At 62.2% G+C, this 22,771-nt stretch carries 22 protein-coding genes; 14 read left to right on the forward strand and 8 right to left on the reverse strand.

All coding sequences use genetic code 11. The annotated features are described in order from the left end of the window. Nucleotides 1-51 precede the first annotated feature (51 nt). Nucleotides 52-1,302, forward strand: a complete 1,251-nt coding sequence (locus tag NKI64_RS05520) for a glycosyltransferase family 4 protein (RefSeq protein WP_352666893.1) — start codon at nt 52-54, stop codon at nt 1,300-1,302. Here the strand turns inward: NKI64_RS05520 and NKI64_RS05525 are convergent. Beyond that, nucleotides 1,244-2,314: a glycosyltransferase gene (locus tag NKI64_RS05525; RefSeq protein ID WP_352666896.1), complete on the reverse strand. Its 1,071-nt coding sequence runs from the start codon at nt 2,312-2,314 to the stop codon at nt 1,244-1,246. The two genes, NKI64_RS05520 and NKI64_RS05525, sit on opposite strands and share 59 nt — an antisense overlap. Before the next feature lie 252 nt (nt 2,315-2,566). On the opposite strand from NKI64_RS05525, the gene NKI64_RS05530 reads away from it, so the two are divergent. From NKI64_RS05530 to NKI64_RS05540, 3 genes are all read left to right on the forward strand, one after another. Continuing rightward, the gene (locus NKI64_RS05530) at nt 2,567-3,907 is read left to right on the forward strand and encodes a glycosyltransferase (RefSeq protein WP_352666899.1); all 1,341 of its coding nucleotides are present in this window, start codon (nt 2,567-2,569) and stop codon (nt 3,905-3,907) included. Between the two features lie 203 nt (nt 3,908-4,110). Beyond that, complete coding sequence (locus tag NKI64_RS05535; RefSeq protein WP_023823309.1) at nt 4,111-5,214, forward strand: glycosyltransferase family 4 protein; 1,104 nt, start codon at nt 4,111-4,113, stop codon at nt 5,212-5,214. 82 nt (nt 5,215-5,296) lie between these two features. Next, nucleotides 5,297-5,974 carry a polysaccharide deacetylase family protein gene (locus NKI64_RS05540; RefSeq protein ID WP_023823310.1) on the forward strand — a complete coding sequence of 226 codons (678 nt, stop codon included), beginning with the start codon at nt 5,297-5,299 and terminating at the stop codon, nt 5,972-5,974. Here NKI64_RS05540 and NKI64_RS05545 read toward each other — a convergent pair. Further along, nucleotides 5,904-6,863, reverse strand: a complete 960-nt coding sequence (locus NKI64_RS05545) for a glycosyltransferase family 2 protein (protein WP_352666904.1) — start codon at nt 6,861-6,863, stop codon at nt 5,904-5,906. The two genes, NKI64_RS05540 and NKI64_RS05545, sit on opposite strands and share 71 nt — an antisense overlap. Nucleotides 6,864-7,093: 230 nt before the next feature. Between NKI64_RS05545 and NKI64_RS05550 the strand changes: the two genes are divergently transcribed. Continuing rightward, nucleotides 7,094-7,858, forward strand: coding sequence for a Stf0 family sulfotransferase (locus NKI64_RS05550; RefSeq protein WP_352666907.1), 765 nt, complete (start codon nt 7,094-7,096; stop codon nt 7,856-7,858). Nucleotides 7,859-8,000: 142 nt separating this feature from the next. Here the strand turns inward: NKI64_RS05550 and NKI64_RS05555 are convergent, their stop codons facing one another. From NKI64_RS05555 to flhA, 3 genes are read right to left on the reverse strand one after another with little or no spacing between them, the layout of a single operon-like run. Then, nucleotides 8,001-8,384, reverse strand: coding sequence for a hypothetical protein (locus NKI64_RS05555; protein WP_352666910.1), 384 nt, complete (start codon nt 8,382-8,384; stop codon nt 8,001-8,003). 1 nt (nt 8,385) lies between these two features. After that, the gene (gene fliR / locus NKI64_RS05560; protein WP_352666913.1) at nt 8,386-9,138 is read right to left on the reverse strand and encodes a flagellar biosynthetic protein FliR; all 753 of its coding nucleotides are present in this window, start codon (nt 9,136-9,138) and stop codon (nt 8,386-8,388) included. Then, nucleotides 9,135-11,222, reverse strand: a complete 2,088-nt coding sequence (flhA, locus tag NKI64_RS05565; protein WP_023671908.1) for a flagellar biosynthesis protein FlhA — start codon at nt 11,220-11,222, stop codon at nt 9,135-9,137. Before flhA ends, fliR begins: the two co-directional genes overlap by 4 nt. Before the next feature lie 123 nt (nt 11,223-11,345). Between flhA and NKI64_RS05570 the strand changes: the two genes are divergently transcribed. Next, nucleotides 11,346-11,645 carry a putative quinol monooxygenase gene (locus NKI64_RS05570; RefSeq protein WP_352666916.1) on the forward strand — a complete coding sequence of 100 codons (300 nt, stop codon included), beginning with the start codon at nt 11,346-11,348 and terminating at the stop codon, nt 11,643-11,645. A gap of 39 nt (nt 11,646-11,684) precedes the next feature. On the opposite strand, the gene NKI64_RS05575 is transcribed toward NKI64_RS05570, so the two are convergent. Continuing rightward, nucleotides 11,685-11,999, reverse strand: coding sequence for a hypothetical protein (locus tag NKI64_RS05575; protein WP_352666919.1), 315 nt, complete (start codon nt 11,997-11,999; stop codon nt 11,685-11,687). Nucleotides 12,000-12,169: 170 nt separating this feature from the next. Between NKI64_RS05575 and NKI64_RS05580 the strand changes: the two genes are divergently transcribed. The 8 genes from NKI64_RS05580 (at nt 12,170) to NKI64_RS05615 (ending at nt 18,961) form a co-directional block, all read left to right on the forward strand. Next, complete coding sequence (locus NKI64_RS05580; RefSeq protein WP_023683280.1) at nt 12,170-12,439, forward strand: hypothetical protein; 270 nt, start codon at nt 12,170-12,172, stop codon at nt 12,437-12,439. A 90-nt stretch (nt 12,440-12,529) separates the two neighbouring features. Next, nucleotides 12,530-13,183, forward strand: coding sequence for a helix-turn-helix domain-containing protein (locus NKI64_RS05585; RefSeq protein WP_027049833.1), 654 nt, complete (start codon nt 12,530-12,532; stop codon nt 13,181-13,183). 37 nt (nt 13,184-13,220) lie between these two features. After that, nucleotides 13,221-14,297, forward strand: coding sequence for an extracellular solute-binding protein (locus NKI64_RS05590; protein WP_352666922.1), 1,077 nt, complete (start codon nt 13,221-13,223; stop codon nt 14,295-14,297). Nucleotides 14,298-14,319: 22 nt separating this feature from the next. Further along, nucleotides 14,320-15,189 carry an ABC transporter permease gene (locus NKI64_RS05595; protein ID WP_352666925.1) on the forward strand — a complete coding sequence of 290 codons (870 nt, stop codon included), beginning with the start codon at nt 14,320-14,322 and terminating at the stop codon, nt 15,187-15,189. Next, complete coding sequence (locus NKI64_RS05600; protein ID WP_023683284.1) at nt 15,189-15,986, forward strand: ABC transporter permease; 798 nt, start codon at nt 15,189-15,191, stop codon at nt 15,984-15,986. Before NKI64_RS05595 ends, NKI64_RS05600 begins: the two co-directional genes overlap by 1 nt. Beyond that, nucleotides 15,983-17,098 (forward strand): ABC transporter ATP-binding protein, encoded by a 1,116-nt coding sequence (locus NKI64_RS05605; RefSeq protein WP_023683285.1) that lies wholly within the window; start codon nt 15,983-15,985, stop codon nt 17,096-17,098. The genes NKI64_RS05600 and NKI64_RS05605 overlap by 4 nt, the downstream gene beginning before the upstream one ends. A gap of 50 nt (nt 17,099-17,148) precedes the next feature. Continuing rightward, nucleotides 17,149-18,534 (forward strand): NAD(P)/FAD-dependent oxidoreductase, encoded by a 1,386-nt coding sequence (locus tag NKI64_RS05610; protein ID WP_352666929.1) that lies wholly within the window; start codon nt 17,149-17,151, stop codon nt 18,532-18,534. A gap of 58 nt (nt 18,535-18,592) precedes the next feature. Continuing rightward, nucleotides 18,593-18,961, forward strand: a complete 369-nt coding sequence (locus NKI64_RS05615) for a cupin domain-containing protein (RefSeq protein ID WP_081725355.1) — start codon at nt 18,593-18,595, stop codon at nt 18,959-18,961. Nucleotides 18,962-18,984: 23 nt separating this feature from the next. On the opposite strand, the gene NKI64_RS05620 is transcribed toward NKI64_RS05615, so the two are convergent. Both NKI64_RS05620 and asnB read right to left on the reverse strand, forming a co-directional pair. Next, the gene (locus NKI64_RS05620) at nt 18,985-20,628 is read right to left on the reverse strand and encodes an MFS transporter (protein WP_023671898.1); all 1,644 of its coding nucleotides are present in this window, start codon (nt 20,626-20,628) and stop codon (nt 18,985-18,987) included. A 223-nt stretch (nt 20,629-20,851) separates the two neighbouring features. Continuing rightward, nucleotides 20,852-22,720: an asparagine synthase (glutamine-hydrolyzing) gene (gene asnB, locus NKI64_RS05625; RefSeq protein ID WP_023691732.1), complete on the reverse strand. Its 1,869-nt coding sequence runs from the start codon at nt 22,718-22,720 to the stop codon at nt 20,852-20,854. Nucleotides 22,721-22,771: the final 51 nt, after the last annotated feature.

Consider the following 22,771-nt stretch of genomic DNA (forward strand, 5'->3'; position numbering starts at 1 on the left):
CCGTTGTGCGGTTTATCACCGCCAGAGTGGCGGATTCAGTGAGATCCCAAAGTGAAAAGAAGACGCCTCTTGTTTGTCGGCGGGAGCGGGGATCCTGGCGGTCTTCATATCCATACCGCCGACGTGGCCCACACCGCCGCTTCGCTTGGGTTTCCCGTCAAGATCATTTCCGTCAACACCGACTATTTTTCCGACCTTCTTCCCCCTGAGACAATCGATGTAGAGCTTGTCGAGGGCCTTTCTTATCAAAGGCTCATCGTCAAACCGAGACGGTTCCCGGTGTCAAGATACATCCTTTGGGGGTCTGTGCTGGTCAGGCATCCCGGCCATGATATCATTTTCTGCCGGGGGGCTTTCGCAGAAACGCCTGTCGTCGAGTTGCTCATGGCCAAGGCCGCGGGCCGGCGAATTTACACCATCGAACACAGGCCGCGCGAGGCCGCGTGGCGATCCATGTTTTCAAAGCGCAGATATGGCGCGGTCATGAATGCCTGCGTCCAACGCGCCATCGGCGTGTCGAGCGAATTGTCAGAGATCGCGACGAAAGAGTTTGACATGGCTCCCCATAAGGTCCGTGTCTGTGCTAATTGGGTAGACCCCAACTTCGCACCTCCGACTGCCAATGAAAGGCGCCAAGCGCGCGAACGGCTTGGACTGTCAAACGATGTGCGGACGATCGGCTATGTCGGCCGGTTCGGGCCGGAAAAAAATATCGACGTGCTGATTGATGCTTTCTCGGCTCTTCGCGCGAGTCGGCCCGCCGCCAACGTCGCTCTGATCATCGCCGGGGATGGCTGGTTTCGCTCCGAAGTGGAAAACAAAGTGCGCTCGTCCGGAGCTGCTGACCGGATCAAATTGCTCGGCTGGCAAAACGATCCGTGTGCGATCTACCATGCGCTTGACCTCTTCGTCCTGGCCAGCTCAGTCGAGGGTTTTTCCCTCAGCCTGCTCGAGGCGATGGCCACAGGCCTACCCTGTGTCGCCCATCCCATGGCGAGCGCGCTGGAGCTGATCAAAGACGGCAGTAACGGCTTTGTGTCCGACATATCGACGGCGAGCTTGTTGGGCGAAAAGCTGAAGGAATTTCTGGACGCTGAAGCAGCGACGGTGAGCCGTCTTGGTCAGGCTGCCGCGCAGACCGTGGCGACCAGCTTCTCACGCAGCGCACGCTTGCCCGCGGTCCTTAGGGCACTTGACATCCCGCTCGATGGCTCAGGCCTGCCGCAGCCATTTCCGCGCGTTCTCACCTATCGGAACGCACAAGCCCGATCGCCCGCCGCAGGCTCGAAATCCAGTGCTTGAGCCAGAGGGTTTTCCGGCCTGTCCGCCAGGCGGCCCTGGCACAATTTTTGTCAAAATAGTCGAGCCGGTCTTCCATCAGAGCGTTAAGCGCTGGAGAAAGCCGGTATTGTTTTCGAATGCGCAGCATGAGCGCGAGATGGTGCTTCCACTCCGTGTACTCGTCGTGATGTCGTGATTCTGAATGCGTCTGGTAGCGTTCGCCTTCTGCCGTATCGCGCCCAGTGACGTCATAGGTCGCCAATTGCCGGTCGATATAGACGAAGGGTCCGCGCGTGTTGAGCCGCAGCCAAAGGTCGATGTCCTCGGTGCGGGCGAGGCTTTCATCGAACCCTCCCGCCGCCAGTATCGCGTCGCGCCGAACCATCGTCGAGGAGGTGTGAATCCAAAGGTATCCGGCGATGGTCGTGGTCAGCACGACATCAGAGCGGGCCAGCAGGGAACGGTCCGCCTTGAGTTCCCGGCATGGCAGAAGAGATGCGGTCCGATCATAGGTTTCCCACCACGGCATCATGGTACCGAAGATCATGTCGCAGGCGGTCAAGGACGTGTCGGCAAGCTCGTCGACCATGCGATAGTCGCTGCCAATCAGGATCGCGTCGGGCCGGGTGTTGGCCGCCGCAATGAATTGCGCCAGCTTGTCGTCGTCCCACCGATCATCGCTGTCCAGAAACGCGATATACCGTCCGCGCGCCTCGCGAATCGCGGCGTTGCGCGCGCCGGCCGGTCCGCTCGTGCCGGGGTTTCGCAGAATGCGCAGACGTGGCTCGGCCAGAGAGAGCGCAGTGATAGCGGCCAAGGTGTCGTCCGTGCTTCCGTCGTCGACAATGAGCAACTCCCAGTCGCCGAACGTCTGAGCCGTAACCGAGGCGACCGCCTTCCGCAGATAAGGCAGGCGATTGTAGGTTGGAATGATGACCGTACAGGCTCGCTCTGACATAAGGGCTCTTGCGTTGAAAGCCGGTGCCACGACGCGCAGCTGTTGCGCCTTGCAGGCCCTGGACAGCAGGTTCACCGGCAGGCTTGTCACTCCTCGCGCCGCTTTGCAAGCCGCAGCGCCTGCCTACGGACCGCAGCGCTTCTTCCGCCTGCTGCGAAACCACGTTGCAACGGCGGCGGAAACGGGGGATCGCTCCCAGCGCCATCTTTACGAGACAATCGCCTTTCATGGTGGCGCTTCACAGGGTGGCTGGACGGCAGGGACAAGCGTCGCCTTTACTCGGCAAAGAGCCCGTAAACCTCAGTTCCGCAACCGGGCAAATTCGAAGTGACGCAATCAATCAAAACCCTGATCGTGTCGGAGTATTTTCCCCACCTGCCTGACCAGATGGTCCATGGCGTCTTCCAGAGGCTCCGGCGTCACGCCGACGCGCTGGGTAGTATCGGTTCCGTCGATTTCGTTTTCATGTGGCCGTTGCACTGGTCCGAAAACGAAGACCGGCAACGTCAATCCGTCGAGGATTTTCGGCGGTCATGGTCTGTTGCCGGGCGGATCATACTGATTTCACCGCCCGCTCTGCCGTCTTGGTTCCGGCGCTGGCCGCGCGATCTTGGCATCCGCGACGTGATCGCCGCGACGCGCGGCGCAGTCAGTTTCACGGAGGGCCGGGTCACGATGCGTTCCAGCCGTATGGCGGAAGTTTCCCGGCTTGAGCAGGCGATCAGCGAGTTGAAGCCCGACCTCATCCTGGCGCATCGATTGGCGTCGACAGCGGCTCTGATCCGCACGGTGATGGATTTGCCTCCGGTGCTCGTCGACTTCGATGACCTCGAACATGTCGCCCTTGGCAGGTCTCGCCAGATGGAGCGCTCTCCCGCGAAACGCCTTAAACTGAGCCTGGTGTCCGCGGTCGCACGCCGAACAGAAAGACTCGTCGCGGGGTTTGCGACGGTGGGCCTCGTGTGTTCCGAGCATGATCGCAAAATCGTCGAAGAGCTTTCGCCGGGCGCCCGCATCGAAGTCGCACCCAATGCTGCCGTGATGACCGGCCGTTCCCCGATGCCTTCCGAGCCAACGGCTCTTTTTGTCGGCTACACCCGATATCCACCGAATGCCGAGGCTATCCTCTGGCTTGTTGGAAAGGTTTTTCCGCTGGTCCGGGCACGGCTGCCGCGAGCGCGGCTCCTCATCGCCGGTGATGGCGGCCGCGAACTTGGAATAGATGACGCCGGCGCAGGGGTAGAGACGCTAGGATTCGTTACGGATCTTTCATCTGCCTATGCGAGGGCAAGGGTTGTTGTCTGTCCGGTCAAGCGTGGCGGCGGCACACGGATCAAGATCATTGAGGCTGCGCTGTACGGCCGACCGGTCGTTTCAACTTCCATCGGAGCGGAAGGGCTCGGTTTCATCGATGGCAAGGAAGTGGTCCTTGCCAATGAGGAAGGGGCCTTTGCCGAAGCGATGGTCGAGTTGATGAGCAGCGATGAAAGGTCGGCCAGCATCGGCGCTGCAGCGGAGGAACGGGCACGCCAACTTTACGGCGCGGAACAGGTGCGTTCCAATCTGGCAGCGTTGGCAAGGTCGATGGTCGATCCGGACACTGCGCAGACATCGAAATCCGAACTGGACGCCGATGCAACAGTGAACACGCCGATAGCGTACCTATAAGCCAACGTGTTTCACGCAGTTGGTCGCGATCCACCATTGCATACCGGAGCCCCTCACAAGCCTCGAAAACTCCGAGGTTTTTTCACCAAAGCGTGAACGCTACATTCTTGTTTTTGTCGCATTCCTTTGTTTTCAAAGCGTTTCGACTGTGGGGGCCAAATATAGTGTTTTGCCGGGATTACTTCCGTTCCGAGGGCTGGTGAATGCGCTTCGGGATAGCGATCAGCAACCTGTCGACTTTCGGCGGGCTGCAACGGGATTGCCTCTCTATCGCCAGGAATATCGTGGCGGCGGGGCATGAGGTTACGATCCTGACCACGGAAATACGCGGGTCGATCGCAGACCCCGGCTGTTCGATCCAGATTGTAGAAGCCAACAATCGCACCAATCCCGGAAGGGATATCGCGCTTGGCGCCGCGCTGAAGGCGCATCGCCAGGGGTTTGACCGGATCATCGGTTTCAACAAGCTTCCGATGCTCGACATCTATTATTCCGGCGATCGCTCTTACGCGAAGATCAAGACAGGCGCGTGGCGCCCTTTTTCACCACGCCACCGAACCCAGATGCGGCTGGAGCAGCTTTGCTTTTCGCCAAGTTCGCGCACCAGCCTCATCATGCTGACCGAGCGCCAGCAAAATGAGTATCAGAGCGTCTGGAAAACGCCGGAGAGTCGGTTTCGACGCATTTCGCCCAATCTCGATCCGGCGAGGCGAATGCCGCATCTACGCACTGACGGAACGCGTGAACGCATCCGGGCTGAATTGGGCATTGCGGCAAACAGCAAGGTATGGCTGTCGATCGGCTCCTCGGCTTGGGTAAAGGGCTTCGACAGGGTGGCGGCCGCGCTGGAGGCATTTCCCGACTCGGTCTGGGTGGTGGTGGGCGTCGTGCCTGTCAGCGGCATGGGCAGCCGCCTGATCCAGAAGGTGACAATACACGCCCGGGGCCGAACAAAGATCATTGGAGTCCGAGACGACATACCGGCTGTTATGGCGGCGGCGGATCTCCTCATTCATCCTGCCCGAATCGAAACCACGGGAACGGTCATCGTCGAAGCCCTTGCCAATGGACTTCCGGTGATCACCACCGATACGTGCGGGTTTGCTCCCTTGGTCGAAAAGGCCGATGCCGGCGTCGTCATCGCCGGCGCGTACTCTTTTCGGGCGCTCGTCGAAGCCATCGCCATGGCACGAGCACCGGGCCAGCAAGCAGCATGGTCGTCACATGCCAAAGCTTTCGGCGGCGATCCCTCCTTATCCGATGGGCACGAGGAAGCGGCGCGCCTGTTTGTCGGAGAGCTTTGGTAGACACGGCCACATGCGCCGAGCCGAGGCTGTTGCTTTCAGGGGGGCTGGGCATTGGAGCAGAAACCTGACTATTTCGGGGTGCATGGCCGGCAAGATGAAAATCCCACGCTTCTCATCACCGTTTGACGCCCGGAAGCGTGACGCCGAGAAATTGCCGAAGCGCGTCTGGCTTACGCTCGACGATGGTCCGGAGCCCGGTCATACCGAGCAGATTTTGAAGGTGCTCGACCTTCATCGGATCAAGGCTACGTTCTTCGTGATTGGAGAAAAGGTGGCCGCTCATCCGGCCATCGTCCAGCGCGTCTTCGATGCGGGACACCGGATCGGAAACCATACGTTTTCGCATCGCCGTCTGACCGAGCTTAAACCAGCGGAAGTTCGCCAGGAGATCGAGAGCACCGGTAGCCTGATTTCCGCATTCACGCCGGGAGGGAAGATTTTTCGTCCGCCCTTCGGGGCTTTGAGCAGGGTCGTTTCAGAGATTGCGGATGAACTCGGGCATCGCACCCTTCTGTGGGATGTGGATCCAAACGATTGGGATCCTCACCGCCAGCCGAAGGGGTGGATCAGGAGCGCGCTTCGCGAAGTTCGAGCGAAGCGGGATTGCGTTATCCTCACCCACGATAGCCTGCCCACAACCGCCGAGAATTTCGACCTGTTCATCACGCTCCTGAAGAAAGCCGGCCCGATTACATTCGAAGATCCGGCGACGCTTCGTGCGACCGACCTGGCCCTTCAGGCGTTCTCGTCGACCGATTGAGCCATAGCTTGAGCCGATACCGCCAGAACCGCCATTGCGTCCTTGCGGTCTTCGGCAAAGGCCTGGCGATCATGAGAAATCGTTCGGCTGTGCGGAAACTGCCGTGGAGGTAATGGACGCGGGCAATCTTGATGGCCAGAAGAGCTTCCCGCCTGCGCAATGTATCCTCGTCGATCCGAACAGTGCCAAGCTCGCGCAATGCCTTGCGCCAAATGAAAAACTGCGTAGCGGGCTGGACCAAAAGCCGATTGTCGGCCCGTGCAGTCGATATTTGGTAAGTCAGCACCGGGTTGGGCACCTTGTCGACGCCGGCCTGGGTCAACAGCCTTGCCCAGAACAGTGTGTCCTCCTCGTAGGCGACGCCTTCGGGAAAGCGGACTGTGCCGATCGCCAGGCTTCTGATCAGGGCAGCGCCGACATTGATCGTCTCACATTTGTCGATGAGATAATTGCCTGCGTTTTCGAGCTTTGATGGACCATATCCGGCTGGCGCGTCGATGAGCCGGTCAACGCCATCTGTGCGCCTGATATAGGAGCCGACCACTATTCCGGTGCTCCCATGCTCGGTCCCCTTGCGCAGCAAGTTGCGCAGCCCATCCTTCATATGGATGTCGTCGGCGTCGATGAAGTAGAGCCATGGCGAGACGGCTGTCTTTATGCCGACATTGCGGGCGGCGCCCGCCTGAAATCGGGCCACCCGTTTGACCAACACCGGAAGCCCGCTTTGCCGGCCGGTCTGCTCGGCGATTTCAGCGGTGCCGTCCGTCGATCCGTCGTCGACGATCAGGATTTCCTCGATGAGGTCGGCTTCCGAAGCCAGCGACCGGATCGTCGAAGCGATCGAACGCCCTGCATTGTGTGCAGGGATGATCACTGAAATGTCTTTCATCCGTATGCCCCCACCCGACATCAGCAGTTGCGATTTGCAGGTTCGGGTCAAGCCGCAGTTTGGCGCGGGCGCCTTCTTGCGGCAACTTTCCGGTGAACAGGAGCGCGCCGGGTCGCTTGCTCGCCGGCCGGCGACTGTTTTTCGGGCGTTCGGCTTTGCCTAGCGGCAAATTGAGATTTGTTCTGCGAGGAAGGCCGTTATAAACCCATTGCTGTTGGAGGAGATACTCTTTGAAGGGCGTTGCGCTTTTAACCGTACCGAGAAGCGGCTCCGAATGGCTTGGAAGCCTTGCGAATGCCACAGGTTCCATGGGGTGTTTCGGGGAATGGCTGGATCCAGACCATCTCAAATTCGTGGCCCGCTCTTATGACGAGCTGGAAAGCGCCGTCCTCAAGGCCGGATTGTCAGAAAACGGGCGTTTCGCCATCAAGCTGTTCCCTGGCCATCTGCGTGAAACGCGAGAAAAGTTTGAGAAAGACTTTCTGTTTGAAGCGCTGAAGAAGCACGAAATCGGGTTGATTTTCCTTGAACGGCGAGACCGGCTCCGGCAGGCCATTTCGTACTATCGCGCCAGTGTTTCCAGGCAATGGACCAACAGAGCAAGGGGAACGGGAGCGAAAGCCGCCTACGATTTCGCGGAGATCTCCCGAGCCTGCATTTCTCTTGAAGATGGGTACTCGTTCTGGTCGAAATATCTCGACATGCTTGGGCTGCCCCACAAGCATGTCGTCTATGAGGAGATGTTTGAGGATCCGACACCTTTTTTGGAAGCGGTCGCTGAGCATATGGGTGTTGCAGCTCCAGCCGAGAGACCGGCTTCTTCGATTCAGATCCAGCGCGATGGCCTGACAGAAGAATGGGCAGAGCGTTTTCGATCGGATGCCGCAGCCAACGGGATTATTGATCTGCTGCTTGAGGAGAGACCAGCTGTAAGGACGCTGTCCAATCTTCGGCGGTTCTTCAAAAAGCGGCCACTAACCAAAGCCTATTCGTAGGACATCGAGCTGCGCAGCTGCAGAGGTCATCTCGCTCGAAGCTGAAACGCGTTTAGGATCGCGGCAAACCGCGGAACGTGCAATGCGCGCAAGCCAGCCTGTCGACAGGCTGCCGGAAAAGCTTGCATTTACTGGAACGCAGCTACTCGCCGCCTCGCCTCTGCGCGATCAGATCGAGCCGGTCGCGGTCGGAGCGTTCGCGTTCGTCCTGTCGGCGCACGTCCTTGTAGGCGCGCTCGACCATGTTGGTGCGCGCCGTCGCAGTGGCGATGAGCGTGACCTCCTGCCTGGCGCTTTCCAAGCTCGCTTCCTGCCGGACCAGCGCATTGGCGATGCGGCGATGGTAGAGGTCAGGGAACAGCACCGCCAGCGACTGATCGGCGTCGAAATGCTGGACAAGTTCCCTGGCTTCGGTCTCGGCGGTTGCGGCCGCCGCCAGGAAGGCCGCATGGCGCGTCTCGTGCAGGGCCTTCAGCTGCTCCTGCACCTTGACCAGTTTCTTCAGCCGTTCCTTGCGCGTGCTCATCTCACCTCGCCAGCGTCAGATCGACAAAGCCGTCGACGAACAGCGACAGCATGGTGCCGATGGCGAAGTAGAAGATGATCATGCCGCCGGCGATGACGAAAGGCAGCGAGATGAAGTAGACCGGAATCTGCGGCGTCAGCTTGTTGACGAAGCCGATGGTCAAATTGACGAGGATGGCATAGGCGATGAACGGGCTGCCGAGCCGGATGACCAGGAAAAAGGCGTCCGACACCGTGTCGGTGAGATCGACCAGTGCGGCCTGCGGGTTGAAGAAGACGTTGACCGGCGCCACCGTGTAGGAGGCGACCAGAGCGCGGATGATCTCGTGGTCGAAATCGAAGACGAAGAGCAGCAGCAACGCTGAAAACGAGATGATGGCGGCGAGGGCCGCCTGCGGCTCCGGCTCCTCGATGGCGGGGCCGCCGGTGCCGCCATAGCCGATCAGCATGGCGATGGCCGAACCCATGAAGCGCAGCGCCTCCATGTAGAGCCTCGTCACCGCGCCGATCAGCCCGCCGACCAAAAGTTCGGAGATGATCATCGGCGCCAGCACCTGCGGACGCGCATCGACGAAGGGAAAGATCTTGTCCCACAGGAAGGCGAGCAGGCCACCGGTGGCGGCGATCGACACGAACAGCCGGACCTGGACCGGCACGCGGGCGCTGGACAGGCCCGGCATCAGCATGAAGCAGGCGCCGATGCGACAGAAGGCGAGGAAGGCGGCGATGACGACGCCTTGCGACAGTATGTTCACGAGATCGTCCCGAGCACCTTGATCTCGACGCCCTTGGCGATTTCGACATGGGAGAGAACGGGAAGCGTCGTGAACAGGCGCTCGATGATCATGCGCACATAGGGGCGAGCATCGGGCGCGGTGACGAGGACAAAACGCTCGCCGGCCTCGAGATGCTTGCGGATCGCCTTGGTCGCGTCCTGGCCGAATTCCTCCAGCTGGCGCGGGTCGATGTCGAATTCGCGCACCTCGCCCTTGGCGTCGCGCTTGAGGCTCTGGTGGAAGGCGAGGTCCCAGCGGTTGCCGAGGCGCAGCACCTTGAGCATGCCGCCCTCGGAGAGATCGCCGCAGATCTGCTGGGCCATGCGGATGCGGACATGCTCGACGATCTGCTCGGTGCGGCGCACATGCGGCGCGATCTCGGCGATAGCCTCGATGATCAAATGCAGGTTGCGGATCGATACGCGTTCGGCCAGCAGCAATTTCAGCACCGCCTGCAGGCCGGGATAGGAGATGTGCGAGGTGCAGATCTCGTCGGCGAGCTTGCGGTATTCCGGATCCTGGCGCTCGAGCAGCGCCTTCATGTCCTTGTAGGACAGAAGCTGCGGCAGGTTGTTGCGGATCACCTCGGACAAATGGGTGAGCAGCACCGACATGTTGTCGGCAAAGGTATAGTTCTCGCGCTTCAGATCCTCGGCGAAGGTTTCCAGCACCGAGAAGGCGCGCATGCCGAAGGCCGGCTCGCGGATTTCCTCGCCGGGAACGTCGGGCAAATCCCGGTTGCCGAGCAGCACCATGATCTCGCCGACGCGCATCTGGTATTCGGCGACTACGGTGCCGTGGACCTTGATCTGATAACTCTTCGGCGGAATGCCGAAATCGTCGGCGACGCGCACTTCCGGCACAACGAAGCCGTATTGCGTGGCAAACTTCTTGCGCATCTTGGCCATGCGGAACACCAGTTCCTGATGCGACACCAGCAGCCGCGTCGACAGCTGCTTGCCGATCAGAAGCTCGATCTCGGCGGTGGTCAGCGAAGCCTTGACCGAGTTCTTCTCTTCCTCGACCTTGTTCGCCTTCTCCAGATCCTTGATCGCTTCGGCGGCGGCAGCCTCGCGGTTGGCGCGCATCGGGATGACGTAGCCAAGGCCGGCCATGCCGGCGGCTAGCGTGAAGAACGGGAAGAACGGCAGGCCGGGCATCAGGCCGAGCAGGACGAGCAGCGAGGCCGCGACATAGAGCGCGCGCGGATGCGCGCCGAGCTGGCCGAACACCGCCTGGTTGGTCGAGCCGCGTGTGCCGCCCTTGGACACAAGCAGGCCGGCGGCGAGCGAAACGATCAGCGCCGGGATCTGGGTGACCAGGCCGTCGCCGACCGACAGTTTGATGAAGACATCGGCGGCTTCGCCCATGCCCATGCCGTGCCTGATGTAACCGATGGCGATGCCGCCGACGATGTTGATGGCGGTGATGATGAGGCCGGCAATGGCGTCGCCGCGGACGAATTTCGAGGCGCCGTCCATCGAGCCGAAGAAGGAGGATTCCTCTTCGAGCTCGCGGCGGCGCAGTTGCGCTGTCTTGTCGTCGATCATGCCGGCGGACAGGTCGGCGTCGATCGACATCTGCTTGCCGGGGATGGCGTCGAGGGTGAAGCGGGCGCCGACTTCGGCAATACGGGTGGCGCCCTTGGTGATGACGATGAAGTTAACCACGATCAGGATCATGAAGACGATCAGGCCGATGACGAAATCGCTGGCCATCACCAGTTTGGAGAAGCCAGCGATGACATAGCCGGCGGCGTGCGTGCCCTCATTGCCATGCGACAGGATCATGCGCGTGGTGGCGATGTTGAGCGACAGCCGCAACATGGTGGCGATGAGCAGCACGGTCGGGAAGGACGAGAAATCGAGCGGCCGCTGGATCCACAGCGCCACCATCAGGATCAGCACCGACAATGCGATCGAGAAGGCGAGGCCGATGTCGATGAGGAAGGCCGGGATCGGGAGGAACAGCACGGCCAGGATGATGACGATGCCGATGGCGAAGAAGACATCGCGGCCGTTCTTGGCCACTGTTCCTGTCGCTAAGCTTTCGCTGACTGCCATGTCGTCCCCAATCACAAGCCTGCCGAGCACGCGACAGCCCTTCGAGCCTAACCGGTCAAGCTTGCGCGAGGGTGGGAGGACTGGTTACTTGCCAGGACGACAGAGGCCTTGAGGAGAGAGATCATGCTGGTGATCATCGGCACCATTCGCCTGCCGGCGCAACGGCTCGACGAGGCAAGGCCGGCCATGCGGCGCATGATACTGGGCAGCCGTGCGGAGCCCGGCTGCATCGAATACTCCTACGCGCAGGACGTGCTCGACGTCGGGCTCATCCATGTAACCGAGGTGTGGAGCGACAGGGCCGCGCTCGACGCGCATTTCCGCTCGCCTCACATCGCCGATTGGCGGGCGAGCTGGGCATCGCTCGGCATAGGCGAGCGCAACCTCATGCTCTATGAGGCCGGCCAGCCGAAGCCGATCTGAGGACCGGGCACAGTCAAGAAGGCGTGGGCCCAAGAAAGTCTAGCAGGCGTTGACCTGTCTGCAGGACCATCCGCTGCCATCGGTATCGTGGCAGTCTTCATAGCTGCCGTAGCAGGTGTTCGTCGAATTGCGATACCAAGGGTAGCCGCCAGGACAGCAAACATCTTGTTGTGCAGTCTGGATAAATTCCTTTGCCGGCCGGCTTTGGTTTTCCGGATTGCCTCCCGCCAAAAAAAGAGACATCGGGTGTGACACAACAGACCTAACCGGCATATCCATGCTTGAATTGCTCACCGCAGACGAGCTCAAAAAAATCATGCCAACAGCTAATGAAAAAAATCCCCGCGCACTCATGTTCTCCTCCTTGAGGGAAATAGAGACGGGCAAAAATAACACAGCTGCGTCGATTGCGTAAGCGATCGCTCATATACCTCGACACGCTCGCGGGGAATTGAAGCGGGGCGGCAAGCCTGACTGCTCCTCAGCGCCAGAATGGCGCCGCAAGCAGCCGGCATTATGTCGGCGTGCTGATCGTCGCCGAACTGCACAGCGATCCGTCCGATGGTGAGACGCCGGTGCTGGCGCCGGCCAAATTCCGGCATGCGGTGCTGGTGCCGACCATGAACGTCCAGTCCACCGCCGAAACCATCCAGCGCGCCGTCGCGGAGGAACTGGCGGTGGTCGAGAATTTCGACAACCGGGCCGTTGTCGGGCTTTTGACCGAGGGCCATCTGATACGGCGCTACGCCGAGGAACTCGACAAGGCGCGGCGCGACCTGTCGGGCGAAGACTAGGCCTCGGCCGGCATCTTAAATGTCCCTACTCGGCGCTTGCCACGTGTACAGTGTCACTGTACAAATTGTTCAGTGGGAGAAAAAGACGGGATGAGCACCGACCAGGCTCCGGTCAAGAATGGCGTCGCCTCGACGGCGACGCATGCCCATCAGATGCTGGGCCAGCGGCTGAAGAGCCTGCGTCTCGGCCGGCGGCTTTCGCTGCGCGAACTCGCCGAGCTGACCGGGACCAGCGCCAGCTTCATCAGCCAGCTCGAGCGCGGCCTGACCGGCGCCAGCACCGCCTCGCTCAACCAGATGGCCTCGGCGCTTGGGGTGAGCGTGGCGATGCTGTTCGAGGATAGTGCCGCCGGGCAGCGCGGGGTCTTGCTGCGCAGCGAGCGGCCGAGCCTGCCGCCCAGCGACGGCTGCCGCAAGATGCTGCTCTCGCGTCCCCCTTTAAGCGACATGGAAGTCTATGTCGGCGAGTTCGAAATCGGCGGCTCGACCGGCCCAGCGCTCTACACCCATGGCGACGCGCACGAGATGCTCGTCGTGCTGCGCGGCATCGTCGAGGTTTCGCTCGGCGATGTCAGGCATGTGCTGGAAGAGGGCGACAGCATCGAATACGCGACATCGACAGCACATCGCTCAGAGAACATCGGCAGTGGCCGAGCCGAGGTGATGTGGATCATTGCGCCACCGACTTCGGTGCGCGCCGAACTCGATCAATACAGGGCCTGGAAACCGCTCGCAGCCAGGTAGGTTCAATCCATGCGGGTCAAATGGGAGAACAATAATCATGCTGAAAACAAGACATCTTGGCCTTGGCGCCGTGCTGGCGCTCGGCGTTCTGGCAACCGCAGCGTTCGCGCAGGAAAAGCCTGTCGCGGGTGAGGTCAAGGAAGGCTCGCTCAAGGGCAAGACGCTGACGCTCGTCTCCTATGGCGGCATCTACCAGGACGGCCAGGCCGCCGCGCTCAAGGAGTTCGTCGAAAAGTCCGGCGCCACGCTGCTCAATGACGGGCCGACAGAGATCGCCAAGCTGCAGGCGCAGGTCGAATCCGGCAACGTCACCTGGGACGTCGTCGACACCGCCGACCTGCCGCCTTACGTCTATTGCGGCAAGCTGTTCCAGAAGCTTGATTTCGGCAAGCTCGACGTCTCCAAGGTGCCCGAGGGCCAGGTCGGCGAATGCTCGGTGCCGGCCATGAACTACGGCGTCGTGCTGATGTACAACAAGGAGAAGTATGGGGATAACCCGCCCAAGAACTGGGCCGATTTCTTCGACACGGCAAAATTCCCCGGCACGCGCGCGCTCGACGGTTCGGGCGACCCGACGGGCGGCCTGCTGGAGCAGGCGTTGAAGGCGTCTGGCGGCGACCCGAAGGCGATGACGGTGGCCGACATCGACAAGGCCATCGATGTCATCCGCAAGCTCGGTCCCGACACGATCTATTGGAAGACCGGCGCTGAATCGCAGCAGCTTGCCGAATCTGGCGAAGCCGACATGCTGATGATGTGGACCGGACGTGCCATGACGGCGGTGAAGAACGGCGCCAAATATGCGCCGGCCTGGCAGGACTGGCTGGTGGTGATGGACCAGATGACCATTCCGGTCGGCGTCAAGGATACGGATGCGGCTTATGCGCTGCTCAATGCCTATCTCGGCAAGGGGGCGCAGGAGATCCTGGCGCAGCAGACCTCCTATACGCCGATCAACAATGACGCGCAGCCCAAGGTCGATGCGTCGGTCGCCGCCTTCCTGACCAACACGCCCGAGCGCCAGAAGCAGGGTTACAAGCAGAACATCAAGTTCTGGGTCGAGAACTTCCCGGTGGCGCAGGAGAAGTGGTCGGCGCTGATGGCAGGCAACTGAACAGCCAAGTGAGAGCCAGGCCGTGAGCGCGTCCGAACCCATCGCCCAACCCGCCGCCCATGCGCGGCCGGGTCGGGCATGGCCGTTCGCGCTCACGGCGCCGGCGCTCATCCTGCTTGTCGCGGTGATCGGCTACCCGCTGCTCACCATCGTACTGCGCAGCCTGTCGGAACCTGAGTGGGGGCTGCGGAACTATGCCTGGTTCTTCGGCGCGCCGGTCAACCTGACAGTGCTGCAGCGGACTTTCGTCATTTCGGCCTGGGTGACGCTGGTCTGCGTCATCGCGGCCTATCCCTATGCCTATCTGATGACCGCGGTCGGGCCGCGCGTCCGGCTGGTGCTTGTGCTTTGCGTGCTGATCCCGTTCTGGGTGAGTGGTGTGGTGCGAACGCTGTCATGGGTGATCCTGCTGCAGGATTCGGGCGTCATCAATTCGTTGCTGCGCTCGGTCGGGTTCGGCGGCGTCAAGCTGATCCGCACCCAGACCGGCGTTGTCATCGGCATGGCGCAGGTGCTGTTGCCGTTCATGATCCTGCCGCTCTATTCCGTGATGCAAGGCATCGACCTCAGGCTGATGCGTGCGGCGCAAAGCCTCGGTGCGCGGCCGTCGCGCGCGTTCTTCACCGTCTATCTGCCGCTGTCGCTGCCCGGCGTCTATGCCGGCGCGATCATCGTCTTCATCCTGTCGCTCGGCTTCTACATCACGCCTGCTTTGCTCGGCGGCCCGCGCTCGACCATGCTGTCGACGCTGGTGCAGACGCAGGTGCTGAGCCTGCTGCAATGGGGCAGGGGCGGCGCCATGGGCGTCGTTCTGCTGGTCACCACCTTCGTGCTGCTGGCGCTGGCAGCACCCGTGATGCGGTCCAGGCATCGGGAAGCGGGGCGGCGCTAATGGAGATGAAGCCGCTCACCCGCGTTCTTCTCGGGCTCGTCTGCCTGCTGGTGGCGATATGGCTGGTGGCGCCGACGCTGGTCGTGGTGCCGATGTCGTTCAACGAAAACAAATCGCTGGCGTTTCCGCCGCAAGGCTTTTCCTGGCAGTGGTACCAGAATTTCGCCACCAATCCGGACTGGTCGAACAGCTTCCTGAACTCGCTGAAAGTCGCCTCCATCGTTGCCGTCGTGGCAACGGTGCTCGGCACGCTTGCCGCCTTCGGCCTCGACCGCATGAAGGCGCGGCCGGCGAACCTTTTGCGTATGCTGATGCTGACGCCGATGGTGGTGCCGGGCGTGGTGCTGGCGATCGGCATCTATGCCGTCTATCTCGACACGCAGCTCGTCGGGACGCTGCTCGGCTTCGTGCTGGCCCACACCATCCTTGCGCTGCCCTTCGTGCTGATCGCGGTCTCGGCCAGTCTCGAAGTGTTCGACCGCCGGCTGGAGACAGCCGCAGCCAGCCTGGGCGCCGGCGCACTGACCACGTTTCGCACCGTGACGCTGCCGCTGATCGCGCCGGGCGTGCTCTCCGGCCTGCTGTTCGCTTTCGCCACCTCGTTCGACGAGATTGTCGTGTCGCTGTTCATCACCAACCCCTATCTCAAGACATTGCCGGTGCAGATTTTTGCCTCGATCACGCGCGACGCAGATCCGACGGTGGCGGCTGTCGGCACGATCCTGCTTTTCGCGACCACGATCCTGATCGGCGGCGGCATGCTCCTTCTTGGCCGCGAGCGGAAAGGACGCCAATGAATCCGAAGCCGACAAGCAAGGGCGCGGCGATCGATCTCGAAGCGATCAGCAAGGCCTATGGCGGCTTCAAGGCGCTGGACGGCGTGTCGCTGCGCATCGAGCCCGGCGAGTTCATGACGCTGCTCGGCCCCAGCGGCTCGGGCAAGACGACGACGCTCAACGTGATTGCCGGTTTCACCGATGTCACCAGCGGCAAGCTTCTGGTCGGGGAAAAAAGCGTCGTCGGCGTGCCGGCGCACAAGCGCAACATCGGCGTCGTCTTCCAGCATTACGCGCTGTTCCCGCATATGAGCGTCGGCCGCAACGTCGCCTATCCGCTGACGCTGCGCGGCGTCGACCAGGCGACGCGGCAGACACGCGTGGCAAGGGCGCTCGACATGGTCAAGATGGGCGATTTCGCGCATCGCTATCCCAGCGAATTGTCGGGCGGCCAGCAGCAGCGCGTGGCGCTGGCGCGCGCCATCGTCTTCGACCCGCCGCTGCTCCTGATGGACGAGCCGCTCGGCGCGCTCGACAAGAAGCTGCGCGAATGGCTGCAGCTCGAGATCAAGCGCATCCACCGCGAGCTCGGCACCACCTTCGTCTATGTCACGCACGACCAGGAAGAGGCGCTGGTGCTGTCCGACCGCGTCGCCGTGTTTAACCGCGGGCACATCGAGCAGGTCGGCACCGGCCGCCAGCTCTATGACGAGCCGGCAACGCTGTTCGTCGGCCGCTTCATCGGCGATTCCACCGTGCTGCGCGGCGAGGCGCGCAGCGATGGCAACAGCACCGCGCTGAGCATCGCCGGCGAGACGGTGACGGTACCGCGTAAGCTGTCGGGAGAAGCCAGCCCGGTGATGCTGCTGCGTCCCGAAAAGCTCGCGATCCGAAGAGCCGGCCAAAGTGCTGCCAATGGCGCCAACCGCCTGTCGGGGACGATCGCGGAAGCCATCTATCTCGGCTCGGAATCGAAATACGAAGTTAAGCTCGCCGACGGCTCGGCCGCGATCGTGCGCTCACCGCTGACCGGCGAGAGTTTTGGCCTCGGCGACAAGGTCGAGCTCTGCTTCGACGGCAGCGACGCCAAGCTGCTGGCGGACGACGCAAGCGCCGACACCACACTCACCTGATTCCATCTGGCCTGATCCCATCTGGCCTGATCTCATCTGAAAGTCATTCCATGCAAGCCAAGCGCAACGGCGACATATCGTTCTGGTATGCGGATCTGGGGGCGGTTCCCGTTCCGCGCCCGTCCTTGCCTGGAAACATCGAGGCCGATGTCGCCATTGTCGGCGCCGGCTATACCGGCCTGTGGACCGCCTACTATCTGAAAAAGGCGAAGCCATCGCTGCGCGTCGTGATCGTCGAGCGCGAATTTGCCGGCTTCGGCGCTTCGGGGCGCAATGGCGGCTGGCTGTCGGGCGGCTTCAGCTGGTCGCGCGAAAAATATCTCAAGACATCGAGCCGCCAAGGCGTGATGGCGATGCAGGCGGCGATGGCAGGCTGCGTTGATGAAGTGATCCGGGTCGCGACCGAGGAAGGCATCGACGCCGACATTCGCCGCGTCGACAATCTGACGGTGGCCATCAACGCAGCGCAGTTGGAGCGCGTGCGCGAAGAATGCGAGACGATCCGTTCCTGGGATGTCGACCCGAACCGCGTCGAGATGCTGGACGCCGCCTCAACGCGCACGCGCATCAACATCCGTAACGTCATGGGCGGCTTCGTCGTCCATGGCCAGGCGCGGGTGCAGCCGGCCAAGCTGGTGCGCGGGCTTGCCGATGCCGTCGAGCGGCTGGGCGTGCCGATCTATGAGAAGACGACGGTGACAAGCATCGCCAAGGGCAGCGTGACGACAGACCGCGGTACGGTGCAGGCGGAGACGATCATCCGCGCGACCGAGGGTTTTACATCAGGCATCCCCGGCGAGGAGCGGACCTGGCTGGCGCTCAACAGCGCGCAGATCGTGACTGAGCCGCTGCCTGCCGACCTGTGGCGCGACATCGGTTGGGAAGGGCACGAACTGCTCGGCAATGCGGCGCATGCCTATTGCTATGCCCAGCGCACGCGTGAGGGACGCATCACGATGGGCGGACGCGGCGTGCCTTATCGCTACGGCTCGCGCACCGACGTCAACGGCCAGACGCAGCAGGCCACGATCGACCAGCTGCACACGATCCTGACGACGCTCTTGCCGCAGACCAAGGGATGCCGCATCGATCACGCCTGGTGCGGCGTGCTCGGCGTGCCGCGCGACTGGTGCACCACGGTCGGCCTCGATCCCGCGACCCGCATCGGCTGGGCCGGCGGCTATGTCGGCCTCGGCGTGTCCAGCTCCAACCTTTCGGGGCGCACGCTGGCTGACCTTGTTCTCGGGGCAAACACCGAGCTGACGAAGCTGCCCTGGGTCAACCGCAAGGTCAGGCCATGGGAACCGGAGCCCTTCCGCTGGCTGGGCGTGCATTCGATGTACCAGCTTTATCGCATTGCCGATGGCCGCGAGGCGGCAGGGCTTGCGCGCACCTCGAAGCTGGCCGCGTTGGCCGACAGCATCACCGGCAACTAAAGCCATTTGTTCTCACGCAATTCCGGGGCAGACCCCTTTCCTGGAATTGCTCTTATCCATGGAGCTAGACTTGATCGATCTTTCGACCTTCCACGATCTCGCCAAGGCCGAGATCGGCGCGTTCTCTCCTAAGCCAAGCTCGATTGAAGGCGATCAGGTCGAGGCCGTGCGCTCGTTCTTTCAATCGCCTGACGGGACTGTCGATGTCGGCATCTGGGAATGCACGCCCGGCCGCTTCACCGCCGATCGTTCGGACTCGTCGGAGATCTGCCACATCATTTCGGGGCGCGTGGAACTGAGCCGCATCGATGGCGAGGTGCGGGAACTCGGTCCGGGCGATCTCCTCGTCCTGCCGCAGGGCTGGAAGGGCGAGTGGCTGATACGCGAGACCACGCGCAAGCTCTACATGATCCAGAGCGCCGGCTGACCGGCGCTACGGCTATGGCGAGCTCAGTGATCGATCGGCCCCTTCGGCGAGACCAGCGCGGTGCCGGCGGTCGTCGGGCGCTCGATCAGGCGGCGCACGCGCGGCGGTTCGTCGCCGCTGTGCAGCGCCCGCACCCGCTCGCCGACGACGGCGTCGGCATGGGTGGCGCGCCGGTTGTGGCGGATGTATTCCAGCCAGGTCGGCGTGTGGTAGTGTTCGATCCAGACTGCGGGATTTTCTAGGTCCCGAGCCAGCGTCCAGTTGCGGGCGCCGTCGCGGCGGCGGATGCGCCCGCGCTCGGCCATGGTGGCGAGGAATTCGGGTACATCTTCGTCGCGGATAATGTACTCTATCATGATGGCGATGGGGCCGCTGCGCGGCTTCAGGTCGAGGCCGAGATGCGGCTCCTTGAAGCGGTTGAGCGGGTCGAGGTTGAGAGTCGTCTGCTGCGGCAGCGGCAGGAACAGGCCGATGGCGCCGCCAACAAGCATCGCGATGGCCGCCGCAATCAGCGCGGTTTCGGCGCCATGCGCATCGGCAACGACGCCCCAGATCCAGCTGCCCAGCGCAATGCCGCCGAAGGTCGCCGTCTGGTAGACCGACAGCACCCGGCCGACGACCCAGCGCGGCGTCGACATCTGCACCGTGACGTTGAAATGCGACAGCGCGATCACCCAGCAGGCGCCGCCGATGAGCAAACCCGCCGCAGTCTGCCAGGCATTGAGGCTGATGGCGGCATTGAAGGCGCAGACGGCAAAGCCGGCGAAGGCCATCCGCACCATCGTCTCGCTGGACAGCAATTGTCTGAGACGCACGCTTATCAGCGCGCCGCCGACGGCGCCGATGCCGAAGGCGCCGAGCATGATGCCGTAGGTCAAGGCATCGCCCTTGACGACGTCGCGCGCCACCAGCGGCAGCAGCGCCAAAACCGCGCCGGCGCTGAAGCCGAAGGCGGAGCCCCTGACCAGCACCTTGCCGATGTTGGGCGACATGGCGACATAGCGCAGGCCGGCGCCCATGGCGGCGCCCAGCGTCTCGCGCGGCAGCGTCGAGACCGGCAGCTCCGGCTTCCAGCGGAAGAGCACGATGATGAGACCTATATAGCTCAGCGCATTGGCGGCGAACGCAGCAGCCGCACCAGCGGCGGCAACGATGATGCCGCCGATCGCCGGGCCGACGCTGCGTGTCAGGTTGAAGCCCAGTGAATTGAGTGCAACCGCGGCCGGCAGCTTGTTGCGCGGCACCATGTCGCCGACCGATGCCTGCCAGGACGGGTTGTTGAGCGCCGTGCCGCTGTCGATTAGGAAGGTGAAGGCAAGCAGCGTCCACGGCGTCATCCAGCCGTTCCAGGTGAACAGCGTTAGAAGTGCAGAGACGACCAGCATGAAGATTTGGGCGATCAGCATCACCTTGCGCCGGTTGAAGCTGTCGGCGATGGCGCCGGCGACGAGTGCAAACAGCATGATCGGCAGAGTGGCCGAGGCCTGGACCAGCGCCACCTGATAGGGCGACGTGGCGATGGTGGTCATCATCCAGGCGGCGCCGACGCCCTGGATCAGGCCACCGAAATTCGACACCAGGCTGGCCGACCAGACGGCGCGGAAGATGCCGTGCCGGAACGGCGCCAGCGCCGAAACGCGTTCGCTGTCCGGCTCGTCATCGATCATCAGACCTGTCCCACCTTAACGTGCTGGTTTCGTCCGCGGGGACGACAATCATGGCATCCGTTTGAAATAGAGCACGACATCCAAAAGGGCGAACGCGTCTTCGAAAAAGATCATGGTCCAACAACAGGATAGCAAGGCGAAAATACGTCAGCCGGGAATGGTCCGCTACCCAGAGCGATGTTCTCATTGGTCCACTGCGCGGGGCTGTCGGCCGCGCGCGAAGTCAGCTTCTGTCCCGGGCAGCGGTATGCAAGGCTTCGGTCAGCGTGCCTGTCGTCTCGCCGCCGGCGTGAAGGCGCAGGAAAAGCTCCATGCCGACAAGCCGCAGCCTGGACGGTTGCTCGCGCCGCGCCAACTGGACCATGTCCTCCAAATTCGCGGCGGGCCATTTCAAGGCATCGCGCAGGAAACCGCCGCGTAGCAAAGTCTCCGTGCCGGCCGAAAATTGCGACGACATCTCGAAGCCGATCTTGCGCGCCTGGACGTTCTGGCGCGGAATATGCTTTTCAGCGACCTTTCGCAAAAGCCATTTTCCTGTTTTGTCGCGGTATTTCTGCCGCCTCGGCAAATGGATGGCGAAGTCGATCAGGCGGTTTTCCAGGAACGGGACCCGCAGTTCCACGGACGCCGCCATGCTCAGCCGGTCGTGCCGGTGCAGGATGTCCTGCAGATGCGAATAGAGGTCGTAGAGGCAACTACCGAGAAAGGCGCGATCCGCGGGCGGCATAACCGGCTCCAGGCGGTCGAAGATCTCGGTTTGCAGAAAATTCAGCTCCGGCGACAAAGCACGCAGGACCATGCTGCGATCCATTTGTGAGTGGCTTCCAGCCGAGACCTTGTAGGGGGCATGACGCTGTTGCTCGAATCTCCGGTCGAGCGAGCGCTTCGAATGGACCAGGCGCCGGGGCCACGACCAGGAACGCCACTTCTTCATGCTCAAGGCCTGCAAGGGGTAGCCGCCAAACAATTCGTCTGCGCCTTCGCCGGTGAGCAGCACCTTGACGCCATCGGCCCGGCATCGTTCGGCAAGCGCCAGCAGTGCGACATGGCTGGCGTGCCAGCCATCGCTTTCAAGATGCCAGATTACCCTTGGCCAAAGTTCGAAAAACCGGTTCCTGTCGACCGGCACCCGGCGCAAGGGCACGCCGACATGGCGGCCGGTGCGTTCGGCGTCTTCGGCCTCGCTGTTGCCGAGCTGCGGGTCGACGACATAACCGTGGACTTCCGGCCTGAACCGCTTTGCCAGCGCCGTTATCAGGCCGGAATCGACACCGCTGCTGCAGGCGGTGGCAACGCTGGTATCGGCGATGCAGTGAAGTCCGACGCTGTCCTTGAGCAACGCCTCGAGCGTCGCCATGTGTTCAGCATCAGCGGATGCATCGCCGGTAATGCGCGCGGTCTCCAGCACGTCCAGCACATGCCAGAAGCGGCGCTTCTCGATAACGCCATCGGTGATCTTCCACAGGCCGGCGGGCGGCAGGCGCTCGATGCGGTCGAACAGGCTGTAGCTGGAATCGCGGCTCTGCCAGGCAAGCCGCAAGGTGATCTCGCGGCTGTCGATGTCGCGCGGAAAACCGTCGCAGGCGAGGATCGCCTTGTCCTCCGAGGCGAACAGGATTCGCTCCGGCGTGTCGGCCACCGACATCGGCTTGATTCCAAGACGGTCACGCGCAAGCCACAGCGCACTGCTGCGAGCGTCGAAATAGGCGAAGGAAAACATCCCGTCGAACAGCGGCACGGCTTTTTCGGGACCCCAGTGATGCAAGGCTTCGAGAACCACTTCGGCATCGCAGATGGTTCGAAAGACGACGCCTTGCGCCTGCAGCGTTTCGCGCAGCGAGCGGTAATTGTAGACCTCGCCATTGTAGACGAGAACGCCATCGCCGGAAGAAGTCAGCATCGGCTCACGGGCGGCGGGCGAGGGATCGATGATGGTAAGCCGGCGGTGACCGAGCGCCAGCCGATTGTTGTGCCAGCTGTCATGATCGTCGGGGCCGCGATGTACCAGCGCCTGCATCATGCTGGCGACATCCGACAGGTCGTTGGCGTCGATCGGGTTTCGTTTGCGCCAGACGCCGGCTATTCCGCACATGGCCTGCCGGTGAGTTCTGCCTGAGTCATGGCCTGCAATCTAGCCGGAACA

The sequence above is a fragment of the Mesorhizobium sp. M0478 genome (assembly GCF_040321305.1).
Classification (GTDB): Bacteria; Pseudomonadota; Alphaproteobacteria; order Rhizobiales; family Rhizobiaceae; genus Mesorhizobium.